Here is a 15,292-nt window from a genome sequence, read left to right as displayed (position 1 = left end):
AAATGTTAAAAAACTGGCTTTGCTCCTCTCGAAGAGAGGAAAAAGCCTTGTGATCCGGCTAATGAATAAATTGAATTTCCTTAATTTGTTTATCTCCCTGAAATATACAACCCCAAGCCCTTTTCTTGCGAAAAAGCTTGGGGTTTGTCATCAAGCTCAATACCATGCTAAACAGCATGGCATTTTTAGGCAATCGGAATCAATCAAACAACTCCGAATTTTTCATCGGCGTAAGCTTGAACCCCTTCTACCGAAGCGATTTTTTCAAATTCCTGTTTCAATTCTTTCGTTACCTTACCGGGTACTCCTTCTCCGATTACCCGTTCATCCACTTTGACAATTCCAATTACTTCCGCCGCGGTTCCGGTCAGGAACACTTCATCGGCAACATATACATCATGCCTGGTGAAAGGCTCTTCTTTAACAACATATCCTTTTTTCCTGGCCAATTCTATGATTGTATTGCGGGTAACTCCTTCAAGACAGCCCACATAACTGGGGGGTGTATACAAAACATTATTTTTTACAATAAAGATATTGTCACCGGATCCTTCTGCAACGTATCCTTGCGAATTAAGCATGATCGCTTCGGAAACCCCGGCTATGTTTGCCTCTATACGAACCAAAATATTATTCAGATAGTTTAAAGATTTAATTTTAGCGTCAAGTGCATCGGGGATATTTCGCCGCGAAGGAACCGTAATCACAGAGATTCCTTTTTCATATAATTCTTTGGAAAACAAACGGACTTGATCCGCAATAATAACCACATTAGGAGTGGAGCAATTTCTGGGATCCAATCCCAGGTCACCGATTCCCCGTGACACGACCAAACGAATATAAGCATTCTGCAAATTGTTTTTTCGTACTGTTTCACACACCAGCTTTTCCATTTCTTCCTGGGTATAAGGAATGGTTAACATAATCGATTTGGCTGAATCATACAGACGCTTGATATGTTCTTTCAGTTTAAACACGTTTCCTTCATAAGCACGAATTCCCTCAAAAACACCATCTCCATACAGAAATCCATGGTCAAAAACAGAAACCAGTGCTTCTTCTTTACGCTTATATTCACCATTCATAAAAATCCATCGTTCGGCCGCAGTCAAGATCATACACTCCTTTATTTGATGTAATTATGATAAAAAAGCCTCTCAGAAGCGGTTCTTTTTCCAGAAAAAATCCCGGGGTCAGAACCTGCCGCTGGAGGCTTTTATCCTCACGGTGTACACCAGCCTGCTGGTGCCGGTACCGCTTGGTCCAGGCTTCTTCCATCGAAGAACGGAACCCTAGGCACCCTTCTGATAAATACAGATATTTGACTTGAATAAATTTTTAGTAATTATAACGCCAACATTTATAAATGTCAATTAACTTCTTAAACTTTTTCATTGGCAACTAATGTTTCACCAATTTTTTTAAAATAACAAGGAAAAGAGCCCAGCACACGCACCTGGCATCCCAGTGCCTCAATTTCCTCGATCGCGCCTTGCATCAGTACATGTTCAACCGGAAGCTGCGCATCAATCCAGAAAAAGTAGTTGCCAAGCCCTGTTTTTGTGGGGCGTGATTCAATATGGGTCAGATTTACCTTGCGCCAGGAAAACGCAGCCAGCACCTGATACAACGCACCAGGATAATCCGAAGGCAATGTAACCTGCAAACTGGTCTTATAAGAAGCAGAATCAGCCGACAGGCGTTCTTCGCGGCTAACGGCAAAAAAACGCGAGAAATTGTTATTGTGATCTTCCGCATGTTCTTTGATAATCGACAATTCATATCGTTCAGCAGCCGCTTTGGGACCCACCGCAAGCCAGGGTTGCTCCGGATGGTTGGCAACCAGTTCTGCCGCCTGGGCTGTGCTTTCAGTCATTTTATGCTCCGCATACGGAAACATTTTTCTAAGAGTCAACTGACATTGGGCAATCCCTTGCGGATGCGAATAAATTCGTTCAATCTCATGCCCTGGCCGCCCTTCCTGTGACGTATGTCCCATAATGCATTGAGTGATCGGATAAACCAGTTCGGCACGGATCGGCAAGTCAACATGGTGAATAATCCAGTCAATCGTCGAATTGACCGAACCCTCAATCGCATTTTCAACCGGAACCACAGCCCAATCCGTTTCTTTTTCCTCCACGGCCTGCAAACAATCGGGAATGGTGGGAAACGGAATGAGCTGAACATTTTTTTCAGAGGAAAACAGGGTGGTCGCGGCAATATAAGTAAAAGTTCCAACAGGTCCAAGATAAGCAATACGTTTTTCCATAATATACTCCTTAGATTTTTCCCATGAATTTACTATGTTTTTCTTCCGCTGTCAACACTATATGCGCTCCTGTATGACACGGGGTCATCTCAAGCATCTCAACAGATACTTGCAAATTGGAGAATAATTCATAAAAAAATTTTTTCAGCTGCACCTTGTCTTTCACAAACGCAATCATCGTCGGTCCGGCTCCGCTTAAAGCAATGCCGTAAGCACCGTGATCCGTTGCTTTTTTTAATCCTTCCTTCAGACCGGGTACCAACATCTCCCGATACGGCTGGTGAAAGGCATCTTGCATGGCCGTTTTCAAGAGATCCCACTTTTTCAGGAACAGTGCGGCAACAAGCAGATTAGCCCTGCTGCTCGACAATACGGCATCATGCCTGGAATAATCTTCAGGCAAAGCCTTGCGGGCAGTGCCGGTTGACAGGCGTTGTTCCGGAATGATTGTTATTACCGGAATATCAGGCGGTTCACAGGTAGCCACTTCTACTTCTTTTCCATCCCATGAGCTGATTACGATCCCCCCGAATAACGAAGCACCAACATTGTCAGGATGGCCTTCCAGAATGGTCGCCTTTTTCAGCAGTTCCTTCTGGCTCCACTCTGTCTCCAGTAAATGATCAGCTGCCAAAAGTCCGGCCACAATCGCTGCCGCACTGCTTCCCAACCCTCTTGCCAGCGGGATGTCATTTTTGATATGCAGATGAAAGGGAGGCATCTCAACTCCTTCCTTTTCAAACAGTTTTCTCATCACCTGAACAATGAAATTATCACTTTGCACGGATATTCCCGATGAGTGTTTTCCTCCGACGGTAATATCCAGCCGGGCAGCCGGTTCCAGATACAGGGTGAGGAAACAGTTGACCGCCATACCGATCGAATCAAAACCAGGGCCCAAATTGGCTGTGCTTCCCGGAACTTTTACATAAAATGGAGAAAAAGACTTCATGATGACATGCTCCCTGCCTTTTGTTCGTGGATCAATTGTTCAATCGCCTTCTTCTCGCACGGTAAAACCTGTGGCTTTACCTGGACAGATTCCAGGGCCGTATGGGGATCCTTCAATCCGTTGCCTGTCAGTACACAAACGACAGTGGCCTGATCCCCGCACTTTCCTTGCCGGCGCATTTTCATGACTCCGGCTACTGAAGCAGCAGAGGCCGGCTCACAAAAGATTCCTTCTTTTTTGGCCAGTTCCTGGTAAGCATACAGCATTTCCTCATCGCTGACAGAATCTATGCAGCCTTGTGATTCATCCCGGGCCGCAACCGCTTTTTCCCAGCTCGCCGGATTCCCGATCCGAATGGCTGTTGCTATGGTTTCCGGTTGTGTAACCGGCTCTCCGCGAACGATGGCAGCGGCTCCTTCTGCTTCAAATCCCCACATTTTGGGCAGGCTCTTGATCCGCCCTTTCTGATGGTATTCTTTAAAACCTTTCCAATAAGCGGTAATATTCCCGGCGTTGCCGACCGGAATGGCCAAAATATCCGGGGCTTTCCCCAATTGCTCACTCACTTCAAACGCAGCGGTTTTCTGGCCTTCAATCCGGTATGGATTGACAGAATTGACCAGGGTGACCGGATAAACTTCAGTCAATTCACGCACGATTTTCAGTGCCTGGTCAAAATTCCCCTTCACAGCGAGCACCTTCGCGCCATACATAACGGCTTGCGACAATTTTCCCAATGCGACATGCTCATGGGGAACCACCACATAGCAGTCCATGCCGAGTTTTGCTGCATAAGCAGCGGCTGAGGCAGAAGTATTGCCCGTCGATGCGCAAATGACCGCCTGACTCCCCTCTTCTTTCGCTTTTGCAATGGCCAGTACCATTCCCCGATCCTTGAATGAACCGGTCGGATTGGCACCTTCCCATTTTAAATATAAATTTATTCCTAAATCTTGCGATAACTTTTCTGCAAAATAAAGAGGAGTTTCCCCTTCGTACAAGGTCAAGTCTGGTGTAAATTCACTGACTGGAAGAAACTCCCTGTATTTTTTCAAGATCCCTGTTCTCATATTTTCTCTCTCCTTGTTTTGTAATTTACTCGCCAGATCCGACAATAGCTGCTCTTCTTACTCCATCCAGGCGGGAAAGGCCACGCAAAATCACCTGGACATCGGCTTCCATCTGTGTTGTATCGATCGACATTGATACAGCAGCCTCTCCTTGCAACGGAATTGTCTGATTAATGGTCAAAACACTTGTCTTCATCTCTGCCAGATACTTCAGCACATTGGACAGCACCCCCGGGCGGTGTTCCAGGGTCAGGGCAATCGTTACGATCTTTTCCTTTACCATCGCATTGAAGGGGAAGACACTGTTCTTATATTTATAAAAAGAACTGCGGCTTAATCCTACCCTGTTTACAGCTTCCTGCACCTTTGTCACATCACCTGTCTCCAGCAATTTTTTCGCTTCCAATGTTTTTTGTATTGCTTCGGGCAACATTTCTATGCGAACCAAAGCAAATATATCATCTGACATTGGCTGTCCCCCAATAATAAACAAATGTTTTCTTATTGCGGACATTTTAACGCTTGAAAACGCTTCTTTGCAAGACTTTTTTTATAATTTTTTCATATGCTATGATATTGATTGCCATCATTTCAGAAAAAGGAGTATCGATTCATGGTCTCAGTATTATTTGTCTGTTTGGGCAACATTTGCCGTTCCCCCATGGCAGAAGCGGTTTTTCGCCATCTGCTGAAGATGGAAGATCTGGAAGAAAAAATCAAAGTGGATTCTGCGGGAATTGGGAACTGGCATACCGGAGAAGTTCCCCATCGTGGAACCCGGCAAAAATTGAAATCGCTGGGGATTTCTTATGAAGGATTGCGCGCACGGCAGGTAAATGCGGATGATTTCTCGAAATTTACTTATATCATCGGTATGGATGACAGCAATGTAAACGATTTGCGCCACCTTGCCGGAAACCGCAATGTGAATATATACCGGTTTGTCGATTTTATCCCCGATACCACCTATACCGAAGTACCAGATCCATGGTACACCGGAAATTTTGAGGAAACTTATGATCTGGTGAGCAAGGGGTGCCGCACTCTTCTGGAGGTAATCAAAAAAGAACATCGGCTCAGTTGAATTTTTTGGATAACGCGGGATTTTGCTGATGCCTGGAAGTCGATTTTTAACGAAATATAGCAAACGGTGGAATCCCTTTTCATATCCCCTCCATTCCTTGCTTATACTAAATAAAACAACTGGGTGGTGAGCCAATGCGCCAGCTTAAGCAACCGAAAATCATTTCTGTTTTGTCGCTTGTCTGTTTATCTTTACTACTTATCTTTTTTTCCACAGGTTACTCATCCTGTGAACGGTCGGAATATCATTTGGCCTTAAATCCGTTGCAATCGCAACCTTCGGTATGGACAGACTGGTTCTACCTGGAAAAGGGAACGATGACCCTTGAAATCCATAATTTTGGTCCTTCTCCTGTTTATTACTTTGTATTTGCTCATTGTGACCATCTGGAATGCCCGACCATTGCCGACGGAATGGTTCCTCCCGGAAAAACGGAAAAACAGTTGATTCCGCATGAAAGCGGAAAATTCCTGTTCAAAATGGATCAGAGTTCTGTTGGCCGTCTGCAGCAATCTATCGCAACCGGACGCATTTACCAGGGAAAAAGCAACCGATAACCAGACCGGTTGCTTTTTTCAATAATCCATCGCATCATTCAATTCAAATTCCATCTCACCAATTCGCACCGTATCCCCGTTTTTGGCTCCTTTTTTACGCAACGCATCTTCTACACCCATCTGCCGGATGATCCTGGCAAAGCGCATCACACTGTCGTGATATGAAAAGTTGGTACGCTGGATCAATTTTTCAATCCGTTCGCCTTCCACGACATAAATCTCATTTTCTTTCCGAATCGCAAAAGCCGGTTTTTCTTCCCTGCTTCGGTAAATTTTTCTCTCAGTGGTATGTTCAACTGTTTCCTGAACTTGCTGTTCCCTTTCTACTTTCTCCAGCAGTTCCACCACCGCATAAAGCAGCTCCTTTATCCCTTCACCAGTCACAGCCGATACCGGGAAAACAGGTGTTTCTTTTCCCACCTGCTCTTTAAACAGAACAAGATGCTCTTTTGCATCCGGCAAGTCCATTTTGTTTGCAACTACAATTTGTGGCCGATTCTCCAGATCCTGACGGTATTGTTTCAGCTCTTCATTAATCTGCAGATAATCCTCATAAGGGTCCCGTCCTTCCGAACCGGCCATGTCCACCACATGGAGCAGAATCCTGGTCCGTTCAACATGGCGCAGGAACTGGTGTCCCAGTCCGACTCCCTGATGCGCTCCCTCGATCAGGCCGGGCAAATCGGCCATTACAAAACTGCGACCGCTTTCCACCTGCACCACGCCCAAATTGGGGACAAGCGTCGTAAAATGATAGGAGGCAATTTTGGGTTTTGCCGCGGAAACCACGGACAACAAAGTAGACTTTCCAACACTGGGATAACCAACCAGGCCAACATCAGCCAACAGCTTTAATTCCAGCTCAACCCACCGCTCTTCTCCAGGTTCGCCATTCTCGGCAATTTCCGGAGCAGGATTCACAGGGGTTGCAAAACGGATATTTCCACGTCCACCACGCCCCCCGCGTGCAATAACCGCTTCTTGCCCATTCTCTGTGAGGTCTGCGATCAGTTCCCCAGTATCCGCGTCACGGGCAACCGTCCCTGGCGGAACCTTTACCACCAAGTCATCCGCCCCAGCTCCGTGCTGGGACTTGGATCGCCCATTTTCTCCCCGTTTGGCTTTAAAATGCCTTTGGTAACGAAAATCCATCAACGTACACAATCCTTCATCCACCATAAAAACGACGCTTCCCCCACGGCCACCATCGCCGCCGGCAGGTCCGCCCTTGGGTACATATTTCTCCCGGCGAAACGCAACCATGCCATTTCCGCCGTCGCCGCCTTTCACATAAATCTTTACCTTGTCTACAAACATGCTTCTGTCACCCTCCCGCTCAGTCCGACCCCCGATTGTAAGTCAGCTGCAATCCATTATCTTCGAGTGTTACAGCAATCGATGGTTCAACTGCCCGCAACTGCTTTTCCAGCAGATCCCTGAAATCGTCAGACAAAAACTCTGTCGGATCTGATCCCGTGAACTTAAGATTTACCTGCACCCCGTTTATATCACTTTTCAGGGAAAAAGAAGCTTGCACAAACTCATCCACCAGTTGCTGTTTTTTCTCGATGGCCGCAAGTAATCGCTGCCAAATTTCCAGAAAGATCTTTTCTTCATCCATATTGCCAAACCCAAACGCCTCCGATACAGCCAAAGTAACTTCCCATTCTTTCTGGCGATGTGGCAGTTCCAGCAAGGCTACCGCCAGCGGAGCATGCATCAGTCTGGAAACGGTCCGTTCCGTCTGGGCCTGTTGCACCAATTTATTTAAATATTTTCTGATCGGTTCTTCTTTCTTCATCATCAAATATCCCATTAAAACCTGAATATGATTCATCCAGTCATGGCGCAATTCGGCAAAAACCTGTTTTGCCCGTTCTTCTTCCTTTATTTTTGCCTGTACCAGCCATTGTTTTTGCATACAGGACATTCCTGCCACAAGCGTGATAAATGAAGCGAGGAAAAAGAAAAAGTCCACCAGCTTTCCAAAAGGATGGACCAGCCATCCAACCATCAGCAGAACCATCGGAATAACCAGCTTGCTTGTCGTAAACCCTCGCTTCAAAACAAATCTCCCCCATCTTGTGTAATCACTTTGAACCTTATTTTACTGAAGAAAAACAGGAAAAGGCAATAAATAAAAGGTAAGCAACATATTTGACAAATGTGCTTACCTTTTATACTCTCACTATATATCCATATCGGATCTTAAGCGCGTGCTGCAGCTGCTTCCTGTTCAGCTGCCGGAATAATGCTGACGCGTTTCTTGTTGCGTCCCATGCGCTCAAAACGTACAACACCATCTGCTTTGGCAAAAAGGGTATCATCTCCACCACGGCCAACATTCAAGCCCGGATAGATTTTGGTTCCGCGTTGACGAACCAGGATATTTCCAGCCAATACGAATTGGCCATCTCCACGTTTTACTCCGAGACGTTTGGAAATGCTGTCACGACCGTTTTTTGTGGAACCTACCCCTTTTTTGGATGCAAAGCACTGCAGGTTAAGTTTAAGCATCATGTCCACCTCTTTTCACAGATATTATTTCCATTCACTGATTTTAACGTAAGAAGGAAACTCATCAGCCACATTTTGGAGTGAAACGACCATCGCTTCCAACAACAAACCAATTTTCTCCCGCTGTTCCGGATCCCGGACCTCATTTGGCAAGCGGCAATCCACCTTTCCATCCCCGTCGTTTTCAGCATGCATCTGCACGCCAAAAAGCTGCTCAATGGCATTTACCATTCCGATGGAAATTCCAGAAACAGCTGCACATACAATATCCTTGCCATGCTTGTCAAAATATGCATGTCCGGTAATCAGCACCCGCTGTACACGGTTTTGGCCGTCACGTTTCACTCGGATTCTAATCATTGGGCTTCAATATTTTCAATTACTACTTGCGTAAACGGCTGACGATGGCCTTTTTTACGTTTGTAGTTCTTTTTCGGTTTATACTTAAACACGATAATTTTTTTCCCTTTTCCATGTTTTACGACTTTACCGGTTACTTTCGCGCCTTCTACCAGCGGGGAACCTACTTTGATTTCATCAGCATTTTTCACAAGCAGAACCTTGTCAAACGTGACAGTATCCCCAACTTGCGCGTCCAGTTTTTCAATGTAGAGAACACTGTCTTTCTCTACACGATATTGTTTGCCACCTGTTTCAATTACTGCGTACATTTCCAATCCTCCTCTTGACTAGAGACTCGCCACGAACAGGAAAGGCACAGCCTTTTTATTGATCCCGTCGTGTGCGGTGATAACGACAACGCCTATCATAGCACATTTCATAACAGATTGTCAAAGCTTTTTCCGCTTCCAATTCAACCCGGTTCATGAGGCAAACCATTCCCTGATTTCTTTTCTATAGTAAGGGGAACGAAGATAGGTGTCAAGCGCCCATTCTTCAGGCACCACACTGATCAGTTTCCCGGTTTCATCATGAACCTCCAGGATATGGTACTTCTCTTTGCAGATCTTTCGCATCACCGTATTCAATCTTGCATCCGCCCGGACCCGTAGTTTCGTCACCCGATGGGAACGGTCCGGATGATAGCGCCGGTAAAGAAGGAAACGGACAAAGTGAATGTTTTTCTGTTTAAAGGTCTGGTAATTGGAATGAAACAAAAACAGGCCAAGAAGCAGCAAATGCAACACAACCCCTTTTGACGACAAAAAAAACGAGCATACACACAGCAATAACGAACCGGCCATGCCCAGCCACAAAGTGATTTCCAGGCAAACCCGGTATGGAAAAAAATAGCTTAAGGACGATTGTAAGATGCGTCCCCCGTCCAGCGGGTAAATAGGCAGCAAATTGAACCCTGCAACCATCATATTCCCGTGGATAAAGTATTTTGTCCAATCCAGGGACCACCATCCCTGCTGATGGAAGAACAGGCTGATCAACACTATGAAAACATGTTGAAAAGGGCCGGCCAAAGCAACAGTGATCTCTTCACGTGCAGGAACCGTTCCCCATTCATCTGTCTTGACTACTCCGCCAAACGGCAACAGCCGGATCGATTCCATCCTCCAGCCAAATGCATTGGCCGCTGCAAGGTGTCCCAGTTCATGGATCACCACCAGGACAATCAAGGTAAAAATTTCAATAAAATAGCCTGTCCAAACCGCTGAACAGACAACTATCCAGAACAGGGGATGAATTCGAACCGGAATGTGCATAAACCGCTTATTCAAAGGTTATCACGCTCGCCGGGTTGACAAATTGATTACGATCACGGAGAGCAAAGTACAGAAAAGATTGATTATGCATTTTTTTCACTTTTCCGATCGGCTGCCCCTTTTTGACCCAGTCTTTTTCCCGCACGTTTATCTCTTCCAGCCATCCATACCATGTTTCCCTGCCATTTGCATGCTGAATAATAATGGTGTTTCCCAGGCCGTTTTTATTTCCTGTGAACTCTACCCATCCTTCCTGGGAAGCAACAACCTGAGCCGATTCTGGCGTGGCAAGAACAATTCCTTTTCTTTTTTCATCAAATGGCAATGTGATTTTTCCCGAAACCGGAACCGCCCAATTTTTCTCATTGTTTGACTTTTTGGAAAATGCGGGCAAGAATGCCGGAGATCCTCCCGCATATTTCTGATACAAAGCCTGCATTTCGGCAAACCGGAACTCTTTTGTCAACACCTGGTAAATCCCGTTTTTAAGAGGAGCCGCAACATTTTCCGGCAGCGTAAAAACAGCGGTTGTGGCCAAAAACAAAACCATTGCCAGGATCCACTGATACAAAAATTTATTCTTTCTTTTACGCTTCGGTTTGTCTGCATTCAGAGACGCGGCCTTGTGCCAGGGAACATAACCGGATAAAGTGCTTTCTCCTGTAAACGCCCCATCTTTCCCCAAAGTGTTATATGGCGTTCCATTTTTTTTCATGTAACGGATTTGCTGTTCCCGTCTTCTTTTTATATTTTGAATCCATTCCTGTTCGATTGCCATCAGCCCTCACCTGTTTGTCCATTTTTCATCAATATATGAATGGACAACAGATAATATGAAAAAAGCAGACCCAGGCAGGTCTGTTTTCCAATTTTGGTAAAGCATATTTTAGGAAGCGATTTTCAGGCTCATTCCATTCCACCTTGCAAGGAAGCGGTCAGAGCGCTTCAGGCAGGCTTCCACTCGCTAACACTCAAACAGTTCCGCCCGTTTCTCCTGAAAGCACTCGCTTCTGCTCTCACAGAGGTTTCGAATTCACCCGCTTCAAATCGCTTCCGCCAACTATGTATTCAATCATAAATCAGATTTGTCCGGTTTTCCTTTTGGCGGTGATCAACCAAACCCTAGCCATTTTTTCATTTTGGTGATCATGCCTGCTTCTTTTTCCAGGATCATTAACGGAACCATTTCCCCCTGGATACGCCGGGCGATATTCCGGTAGGCTCTTCCCGCCATATTACGATTGTCATAAACAATGGGTTCGCCGATGTGGCCCGCTCGGATAACCTGTTCTTCGTCCGGAACCACCCCTAACAGATCAACAGCCAACACCGCGACAACTTCATCTACGTCCATCATACCCCCGTCTTTGGTCATTTGCTTCCGCAAACGGTTGATGACCAGTTTCGGAATCGTGTCAAGTTCTTTTTCCAGCAGGCCGATTACCCGATCCGCATCCCGAATTGCTGCGTTTTCCGGCGTTGTAACCACAATCGCCTGATCTGCACCGGATAAGGCATTCTGAAATCCGACATCAATCCCCGCAGGACTGTCAACCAACACATAGTCAAACTGTTCTTTCAGTTCGGCAATCAGCCACCGGACTTCATTGGTGGTTACGGCAGATTTGTCACGGGTCTGCGCAGCCGGCATTAAACAGAGATCATCACATCGCTTGTCCCTGACCAATGCCTGTTCAACCCGGCACTTCTTCTCAATCACATCAACAAGATCATAAATAATCCGGTTCTCCAATCCCATCAATACATCCAAATTCCTCAAACCGATATCCGCATCAACCAAACAGACTTTTTTCCCCGACAAAGCAAGAGCCGTTCCAATATTGACAGTAGTCGTAGATTTACCTACTCCCCCTTTGCCCGAGGTTACAAGTATACTCTCTCCCATACTTAACCTCCAAACCGCAATCTATGAAAAACGTCGTCTGTTTGCCTTCCATTCAAAATCCGGGTACAACTGTCCCAGTTGGTGAATTTTCTCTACCGCGATCTGATGATCTGACAAATAGGCAAACCGCATTCCGGTCTCCGATTCATCCCATTGGTCCGGCGGGCGGGAAATCACATCTGCTATCCGAAGCTGTGTCGGGCGCAAAAGCGATGCAACAATTATGGCATTTGTGTCCCCATGGCATCCGGCATGGGCAACTCCCCGCAATGCCCCCATAACGTAAATACTGCCGGAGGATTGAATCATTCCTCCCGGATTGACATCTCCTATAAAAAGAAGATTGCCGTTATGTATCAAGACCTGTCCTGACCGCACCGTACCTGATTTGATTTCTATACCGGCTTCCATGCCTTGCAGATAATGCTTTCCTTCCGTTTCAAATCCTTGAATGATCAGATTTTTTCTGACGGAAAACAGTTCTCTGACGGAGGATTCCTCAACTTGCGATATCTGCCGCTTTCCAAGCTTGATAATCACCTTCATATCAGGGCCATCCCAGATATTGGCGGCATGCGTATTTTCAAGCTTATGCTTCAGTTCTTCCAAAACCGCTGAAAAGGGACGCGAATCATCGAGATAAAATAGAAGGCCGTCTTTGGTGCCTTTAATTACTACGCCCGGTTTTAACACTTTACCCATCTTGACGTCACCCGCCTCACTATTGATTTCGCTTTTTCCCTTTATTTTCCTTCAATCCCCTCTTACCTTAAAAGGCCTTTACCGCAGAATGGTATCAAATATCACGGAACGTGTCCGCTTTTTCTGATAGATCCAGCGAATCAATCTGTAAATGGGATAGCCGACCAGCAAATTAAACATGACGGATGGAACCATATGAATCCAAAAAGCATAGGAAAAGGATACATCGGTAAAGCCAAACAAACGATACCACCCGTAGGTGACCAAAAAACAGGACAACTGACCCAAAAGCAGTGTCATTCCTGCAATCCATTGATACAGGGAGAACGTTCCCGAGAGCAGATAAGCGCCATAAGCGACAAGCGGCAGGGTAAATGATTGAATCCCGATGGCCGGCCCATACACAATATCATGAAGCAATCCAAAAACAAAGCTGATCAGCAAAACATAACGGCGGGGCAAATAAAAGGAAATCGCAACAATTCCGCTCACAACCAGCTGGGGTACAATCACAAAAGGACTCCCCCAGGATTGAGGGAGCAACCACTGCAATTGGGAACCTTCCAACAGAAAAAGAAGGGAAAGAAAAGCGACAAAATACTTTTTCATCGTTTTTCTCCTCCTTTCCCGGACGGTTTCTGCTCAGAAAGCTGGTTCAACTGCAATTTTTCCGGATCTTTTACCACCATGACGAAATCGAAGCGTTCAAAAGAGGCAGACGGCTTGACATAAACGACCTGTTCGACCTGTCCTTCATTCAATTTCACCTGGTCCACCGTGCCAATCAGGATCCCCCCGGGATAAATGTCAGACAATTGAGAAGTAACCACGAATTGCCCTTTTTTCGGCTGTGCCGTCACAGGCACCTTGTTTAAGAGCAAGCATTTCTTTTCCATGTCATATCCTTCGATAATGCCCAGGATTTCCTCTGAGCCGTTTTGAATCACCGCAGCAATTCCCGGTCCTCCGTCAGAATTGGTTAACAGCTGGATTTCCGACATATATTTTGTCACATTGACTACTCGTCCCAGCAATCCCCGGGCAGTAACGACCGGCATTTTGGGCTTTACCCCATCGATGGAACCACGATTGATCACTATCCGGTTATTCCAGCGGTCCGGGCTGCGATAAACAACCCGGGCCGCGATTGTATCCATTGGGTGCTCTTTTTTGTAGTTGAGCAGTTGTTTCAGTTCATTATTCTCTTTTTGCAACTGATTTACTTTAGCCTGCAGCTCCATCATGGCCGTTTCTTCATCGGGTTTGTTTCCGGCAGCAAAAATGGACTGCACGGGAAGATGAAAAAGAGACTGAATCCAACCAACCCCGGTGATTAACCAGCTTTCCGGTGCAGATAATGTTCCTCTTGCCCCGCGTGTCACACTTACTGTCAAAAACAAGGCCACCACAAGCGTCACAACAACCAGAAAACGAATCGTACTGCGTCTCATATTTCACAATCCCTTTAATAGAATCGTTTGTGCAGAAGACTGCGATAACCTGTACCGCTTCTCGGTTTGAATTTGTCAATATGCTCCAGGGAAACGCCTGTCCCCATCGCTACACAGTCAAGCGGGTTTTCAGCAATCATAACGGGCATTTGCGTTTCCTGTTTCAAACAGTCATCCAATTTCCGAAGCAAAGCTCCCCCGCCTGTCAACATGATGCCACGCTCCAGAATATCTGCGGCCAGTTCGGGCGGTGTCTCTTCCAAAGCCATTTTTACTGCATTGATAATTTCCCGCACCGTTTCCGAAAGGGCTTCGGCAATTTCCCTGGATGTGATTTTGATCATCCGGGGCAGCCCGGTCATCAGATCGCGTCCCTTGATTTCCCGTTCGTTGTTTTTTTCCGGATCATCCTCAGGAATTGCCGAACCGATTTCCAGTTTCAGCATTTCCGCGGTACGCTCTCCAATCAGTAAATTATGTTTGCGACGGATATATTGAATAATCGCTTCATCCATTTTGTCGCCAGCCACCCGCAGTGAATGGCTCGTTACAATTCCTCCCAGAGAAATTACGGCAACTTCTGTCGTTCCGCCGCCAATATCAACCACCATGCTTCCTGTCGGTTCCCAAACGGGTAGACCTGCCCCAATTGCCGCGGCAAACGGCTCCTCAATGGTATAGGCTTCTTTTACTCCTGCACGCATCGCCGCCTGCTCGACAGCCCTTTTTTCAACCGGAGTAATCCCGGAAGGAATGCAAACCATCACATTGGGTCTTCGCGGAATAATCATTTTTTGATTGATTGCCTGCTTGATAAAATACTCCAGCATGGTTGCCGTCGTTGTATAATCGGCAATAACGCCATCTTTCATGGGACGGATTGCAACAATATTGCCCGGTGTACGGCCAATCATCAGCTTGGCCGCATTCCCGACCGCCTTTATTTCCTGGGTTTCCGTATCGATCGCCACAACTGACGGTTCCCTGACAACAATTCCTTCCCCCTTTACGTAAACAAGTGTGTTTGCCGTACCCAAATCTATTCCCAAATCTTTAACCAGTCCGCCAAACATGGGCATGGTAGAACCTCCTTCCCATCATCGCA

At 46.2% G+C, this 15,292-nt stretch carries 20 protein-coding genes; 2 read left to right on the top strand and 18 right to left on the bottom strand.

Annotation, left to right across the window (positions count from 1 at the left end; translation table 11 throughout):
• Positions 1-203: 203 nt before the first annotated feature.
• From ilvE to H2C83_RS10730, 6 genes are all read right to left on the bottom strand, one after another.
• The gene (gene ilvE, locus H2C83_RS10755; RefSeq protein ID WP_246333859.1) at positions 204-1,085 is read right to left on the bottom strand and encodes a branched-chain-amino-acid transaminase; all 882 of its coding nucleotides are present in this window, start codon (positions 1,083-1,085) and stop codon (positions 204-206) included.
• Positions 1,075-1,278: a hypothetical protein gene (locus H2C83_RS10750; RefSeq protein ID WP_181740562.1), complete on the bottom strand. Its 204-nt coding sequence runs from the start codon at positions 1,276-1,278 to the stop codon at positions 1,075-1,077. Before H2C83_RS10750 ends, ilvE begins: the two co-directional genes overlap by 11 nt.
• A gap of 103 nt (positions 1,279-1,381) precedes the next feature.
• On the bottom strand, positions 1,382-2,272 hold the full coding sequence (gene pheA / locus H2C83_RS10745) for a prephenate dehydratase (protein WP_181740560.1): 891 nt from the start codon (positions 2,270-2,272) through the stop codon (positions 1,382-1,384).
• A gap of 10 nt (positions 2,273-2,282) precedes the next feature.
• Positions 2,283-3,224: a homoserine kinase gene (gene thrB / locus H2C83_RS10740; RefSeq protein ID WP_181740558.1), complete on the bottom strand. Its 942-nt coding sequence runs from the start codon at positions 3,222-3,224 to the stop codon at positions 2,283-2,285.
• A complete protein-coding gene (gene thrC, locus H2C83_RS10735) occupies positions 3,221-4,294 on the bottom strand; it encodes a threonine synthase (protein WP_181740556.1) in 1,074 nt (357 codons plus the stop codon). Before thrC ends, thrB begins: the two co-directional genes overlap by 4 nt.
• A gap of 25 nt (positions 4,295-4,319) precedes the next feature.
• A complete protein-coding gene (locus H2C83_RS10730) occupies positions 4,320-4,763 on the bottom strand; it encodes an ACT domain-containing protein (RefSeq protein ID WP_181740554.1) in 444 nt (147 codons plus the stop codon).
• A gap of 144 nt (positions 4,764-4,907) precedes the next feature.
• On the opposite strand from H2C83_RS10730, the gene H2C83_RS10725 reads away from it, so the two are divergent.
• Complete coding sequence (locus H2C83_RS10725) at positions 4,908-5,378, top strand: low molecular weight protein-tyrosine-phosphatase (protein WP_181740552.1); 471 nt, start codon at positions 4,908-4,910, stop codon at positions 5,376-5,378.
• A gap of 134 nt (positions 5,379-5,512) precedes the next feature.
• The gene (locus H2C83_RS10720; protein ID WP_181740550.1) at positions 5,513-5,935 is read left to right on the top strand and encodes a hypothetical protein; all 423 of its coding nucleotides are present in this window, start codon (positions 5,513-5,515) and stop codon (positions 5,933-5,935) included.
• Between the two features lie 18 nt (positions 5,936-5,953).
• Here the strand turns inward: H2C83_RS10720 and obgE are convergent, their stop codons facing one another.
• The 12 genes from obgE to H2C83_RS10660 all read right to left on the bottom strand — a co-directional run bounded on the left by obgE (position 5,954) and on the right by H2C83_RS10660 (position 15,260).
• Positions 5,954-7,252 carry a GTPase ObgE gene (gene obgE / locus H2C83_RS10715; protein ID WP_181740549.1) on the bottom strand — a complete coding sequence of 433 codons (1,299 nt, stop codon included), beginning with the start codon at positions 7,250-7,252 and terminating at the stop codon, positions 5,954-5,956.
• A gap of 19 nt (positions 7,253-7,271) precedes the next feature.
• Entirely contained in the window at positions 7,272-8,000 is a 729-nt protein-coding gene (locus H2C83_RS10710) for a Spo0B domain-containing protein (RefSeq protein WP_181740547.1), read from the bottom strand.
• 143 nt (positions 8,001-8,143) lie between these two features.
• Positions 8,144-8,452 (bottom strand): 50S ribosomal protein L27, encoded by a 309-nt coding sequence (gene rpmA, locus H2C83_RS10705; RefSeq protein ID WP_181740582.1) that lies wholly within the window; start codon positions 8,450-8,452, stop codon positions 8,144-8,146.
• 24 nt (positions 8,453-8,476) lie between these two features.
• Positions 8,477-8,812: a ribosomal-processing cysteine protease Prp gene (locus H2C83_RS10700; RefSeq protein ID WP_181740545.1), complete on the bottom strand. Its 336-nt coding sequence runs from the start codon at positions 8,810-8,812 to the stop codon at positions 8,477-8,479.
• Entirely contained in the window at positions 8,809-9,123 is a 315-nt protein-coding gene (rplU, locus tag H2C83_RS10695; protein ID WP_181740543.1) for a 50S ribosomal protein L21, read from the bottom strand. The genes H2C83_RS10700 and rplU overlap by 4 nt, the downstream gene beginning before the upstream one ends.
• 153 nt (positions 9,124-9,276) lie before the next feature.
• The gene (locus tag H2C83_RS10690) at positions 9,277-10,143 is read right to left on the bottom strand and encodes a M50 family metallopeptidase (RefSeq protein ID WP_181740541.1); all 867 of its coding nucleotides are present in this window, start codon (positions 10,141-10,143) and stop codon (positions 9,277-9,279) included.
• Complete coding sequence (locus H2C83_RS10685; protein ID WP_181740539.1) at positions 10,136-10,906, bottom strand: M23 family metallopeptidase; 771 nt, start codon at positions 10,904-10,906, stop codon at positions 10,136-10,138. Before H2C83_RS10685 ends, H2C83_RS10690 begins: the two co-directional genes overlap by 8 nt.
• 333 nt (positions 10,907-11,239) lie before the next feature.
• Positions 11,240-12,034 carry a septum site-determining protein MinD gene (gene minD, locus H2C83_RS10680; protein WP_181740537.1) on the bottom strand — a complete coding sequence of 265 codons (795 nt, stop codon included), beginning with the start codon at positions 12,032-12,034 and terminating at the stop codon, positions 11,240-11,242.
• A gap of 21 nt (positions 12,035-12,055) precedes the next feature.
• A complete protein-coding gene (locus tag H2C83_RS10675; protein ID WP_181740535.1) occupies positions 12,056-12,736 on the bottom strand; it encodes a septum site-determining protein MinC in 681 nt (226 codons plus the stop codon).
• 78 nt (positions 12,737-12,814) lie between these two features.
• Positions 12,815-13,345, bottom strand: a complete 531-nt coding sequence (mreD, locus tag H2C83_RS10670; protein ID WP_181740533.1) for a rod shape-determining protein MreD — start codon at positions 13,343-13,345, stop codon at positions 12,815-12,817.
• Complete coding sequence (gene mreC / locus H2C83_RS10665) at positions 13,342-14,187, bottom strand: rod shape-determining protein MreC (RefSeq protein ID WP_181740531.1); 846 nt, start codon at positions 14,185-14,187, stop codon at positions 13,342-13,344. Before mreC ends, mreD begins: the two co-directional genes overlap by 4 nt.
• A 14-nt stretch (positions 14,188-14,201) precedes the next feature.
• Complete coding sequence (locus H2C83_RS10660) at positions 14,202-15,260, bottom strand: rod shape-determining protein (protein ID WP_181740580.1); 1,059 nt, start codon at positions 15,258-15,260, stop codon at positions 14,202-14,204.
• Positions 15,261-15,292: the final 32 nt, after the last annotated feature.

It is taken from the genome of Thermoactinomyces mirandus, from assembly GCF_013868055.1.
GTDB classification, from domain to species: domain Bacteria; phylum Bacillota; class Bacilli; order Thermoactinomycetales; family Thermoactinomycetaceae; genus Thermoactinomyces; species Thermoactinomyces mirandus.
Note: the sequence above shows the minus strand (reverse complement) of the source record. Positions and strands in the feature narration are given on the sequence as shown.

Bases quoted from the DNA above. Each gene is read 5' to 3' on its own strand.
- obgE (WP_181740549.1), bottom strand. From the start codon at position 7,252: ATGTTTGTAGACAAGGTAAAGATTTATGTGAAAGGCGGCGACGGCGGA.
- H2C83_RS10660 (WP_181740580.1), bottom strand. From the start codon at position 15,260: ATGTTTGGCGGACTGGTTAAAGATTTGGGAATAGATTTGGGTACGGCA.
- H2C83_RS10700 (WP_181740545.1), bottom strand. From the start codon at position 8,812: ATGATTAGAATCCGAGTGAAACGTGACGGCCAAAACCGTGTACAGCGG.
- H2C83_RS10720 (WP_181740550.1), top strand. From the start codon at position 5,513: ATGCGCCAGCTTAAGCAACCGAAAATCATTTCTGTTTTGTCGCTTGTC.
- thrB (WP_181740558.1), bottom strand. From the start codon at position 3,224: ATGAAGTCTTTTTCTCCATTTTATGTAAAAGTTCCGGGAAGCACAGCC.
- H2C83_RS10685 (WP_181740539.1), bottom strand. From the start codon at position 10,906: ATGGCAATCGAACAGGAATGGATTCAAAATATAAAAAGAAGACGGGAA.
- minD (WP_181740537.1), bottom strand. From the start codon at position 12,034: ATGGGAGAGAGTATACTTGTAACCTCGGGCAAAGGGGGAGTAGGTAAA.
- rpmA (WP_181740582.1), bottom strand. From the start codon at position 8,452: ATGCTTAAACTTAACCTGCAGTGCTTTGCATCCAAAAAAGGGGTAGGT.
- ilvE (WP_246333859.1), bottom strand. From the start codon at position 1,085: ATGAATGGTGAATATAAGCGTAAAGAAGAAGCACTGGTTTCTGTTTTT.
- rplU (WP_181740543.1), bottom strand. From the start codon at position 9,123: ATGTACGCAGTAATTGAAACAGGTGGCAAACAATATCGTGTAGAGAAA.
- pheA (WP_181740560.1), bottom strand. From the start codon at position 2,272: ATGGAAAAACGTATTGCTTATCTTGGACCTGTTGGAACTTTTACTTAT.
- H2C83_RS10750 (WP_181740562.1), bottom strand. From the start codon at position 1,278: ATGGAAGAAGCCTGGACCAAGCGGTACCGGCACCAGCAGGCTGGTGTA.
- H2C83_RS10725 (WP_181740552.1), top strand. From the start codon at position 4,908: ATGGTCTCAGTATTATTTGTCTGTTTGGGCAACATTTGCCGTTCCCCC.
- thrC (WP_181740556.1), bottom strand. From the start codon at position 4,294: ATGAGAACAGGGATCTTGAAAAAATACAGGGAGTTTCTTCCAGTCAGT.
- mreC (WP_181740531.1), bottom strand. From the start codon at position 14,187: ATGAGACGCAGTACGATTCGTTTTCTGGTTGTTGTGACGCTTGTGGTG.
- H2C83_RS10730 (WP_181740554.1), bottom strand. From the start codon at position 4,763: ATGTCAGATGATATATTTGCTTTGGTTCGCATAGAAATGTTGCCCGAA.
- mreD (WP_181740533.1), bottom strand. From the start codon at position 13,345: ATGAAAAAGTATTTTGTCGCTTTTCTTTCCCTTCTTTTTCTGTTGGAA.
- H2C83_RS10675 (WP_181740535.1), bottom strand. From the start codon at position 12,736: ATGGGTAAAGTGTTAAAACCGGGCGTAGTAATTAAAGGCACCAAAGAC.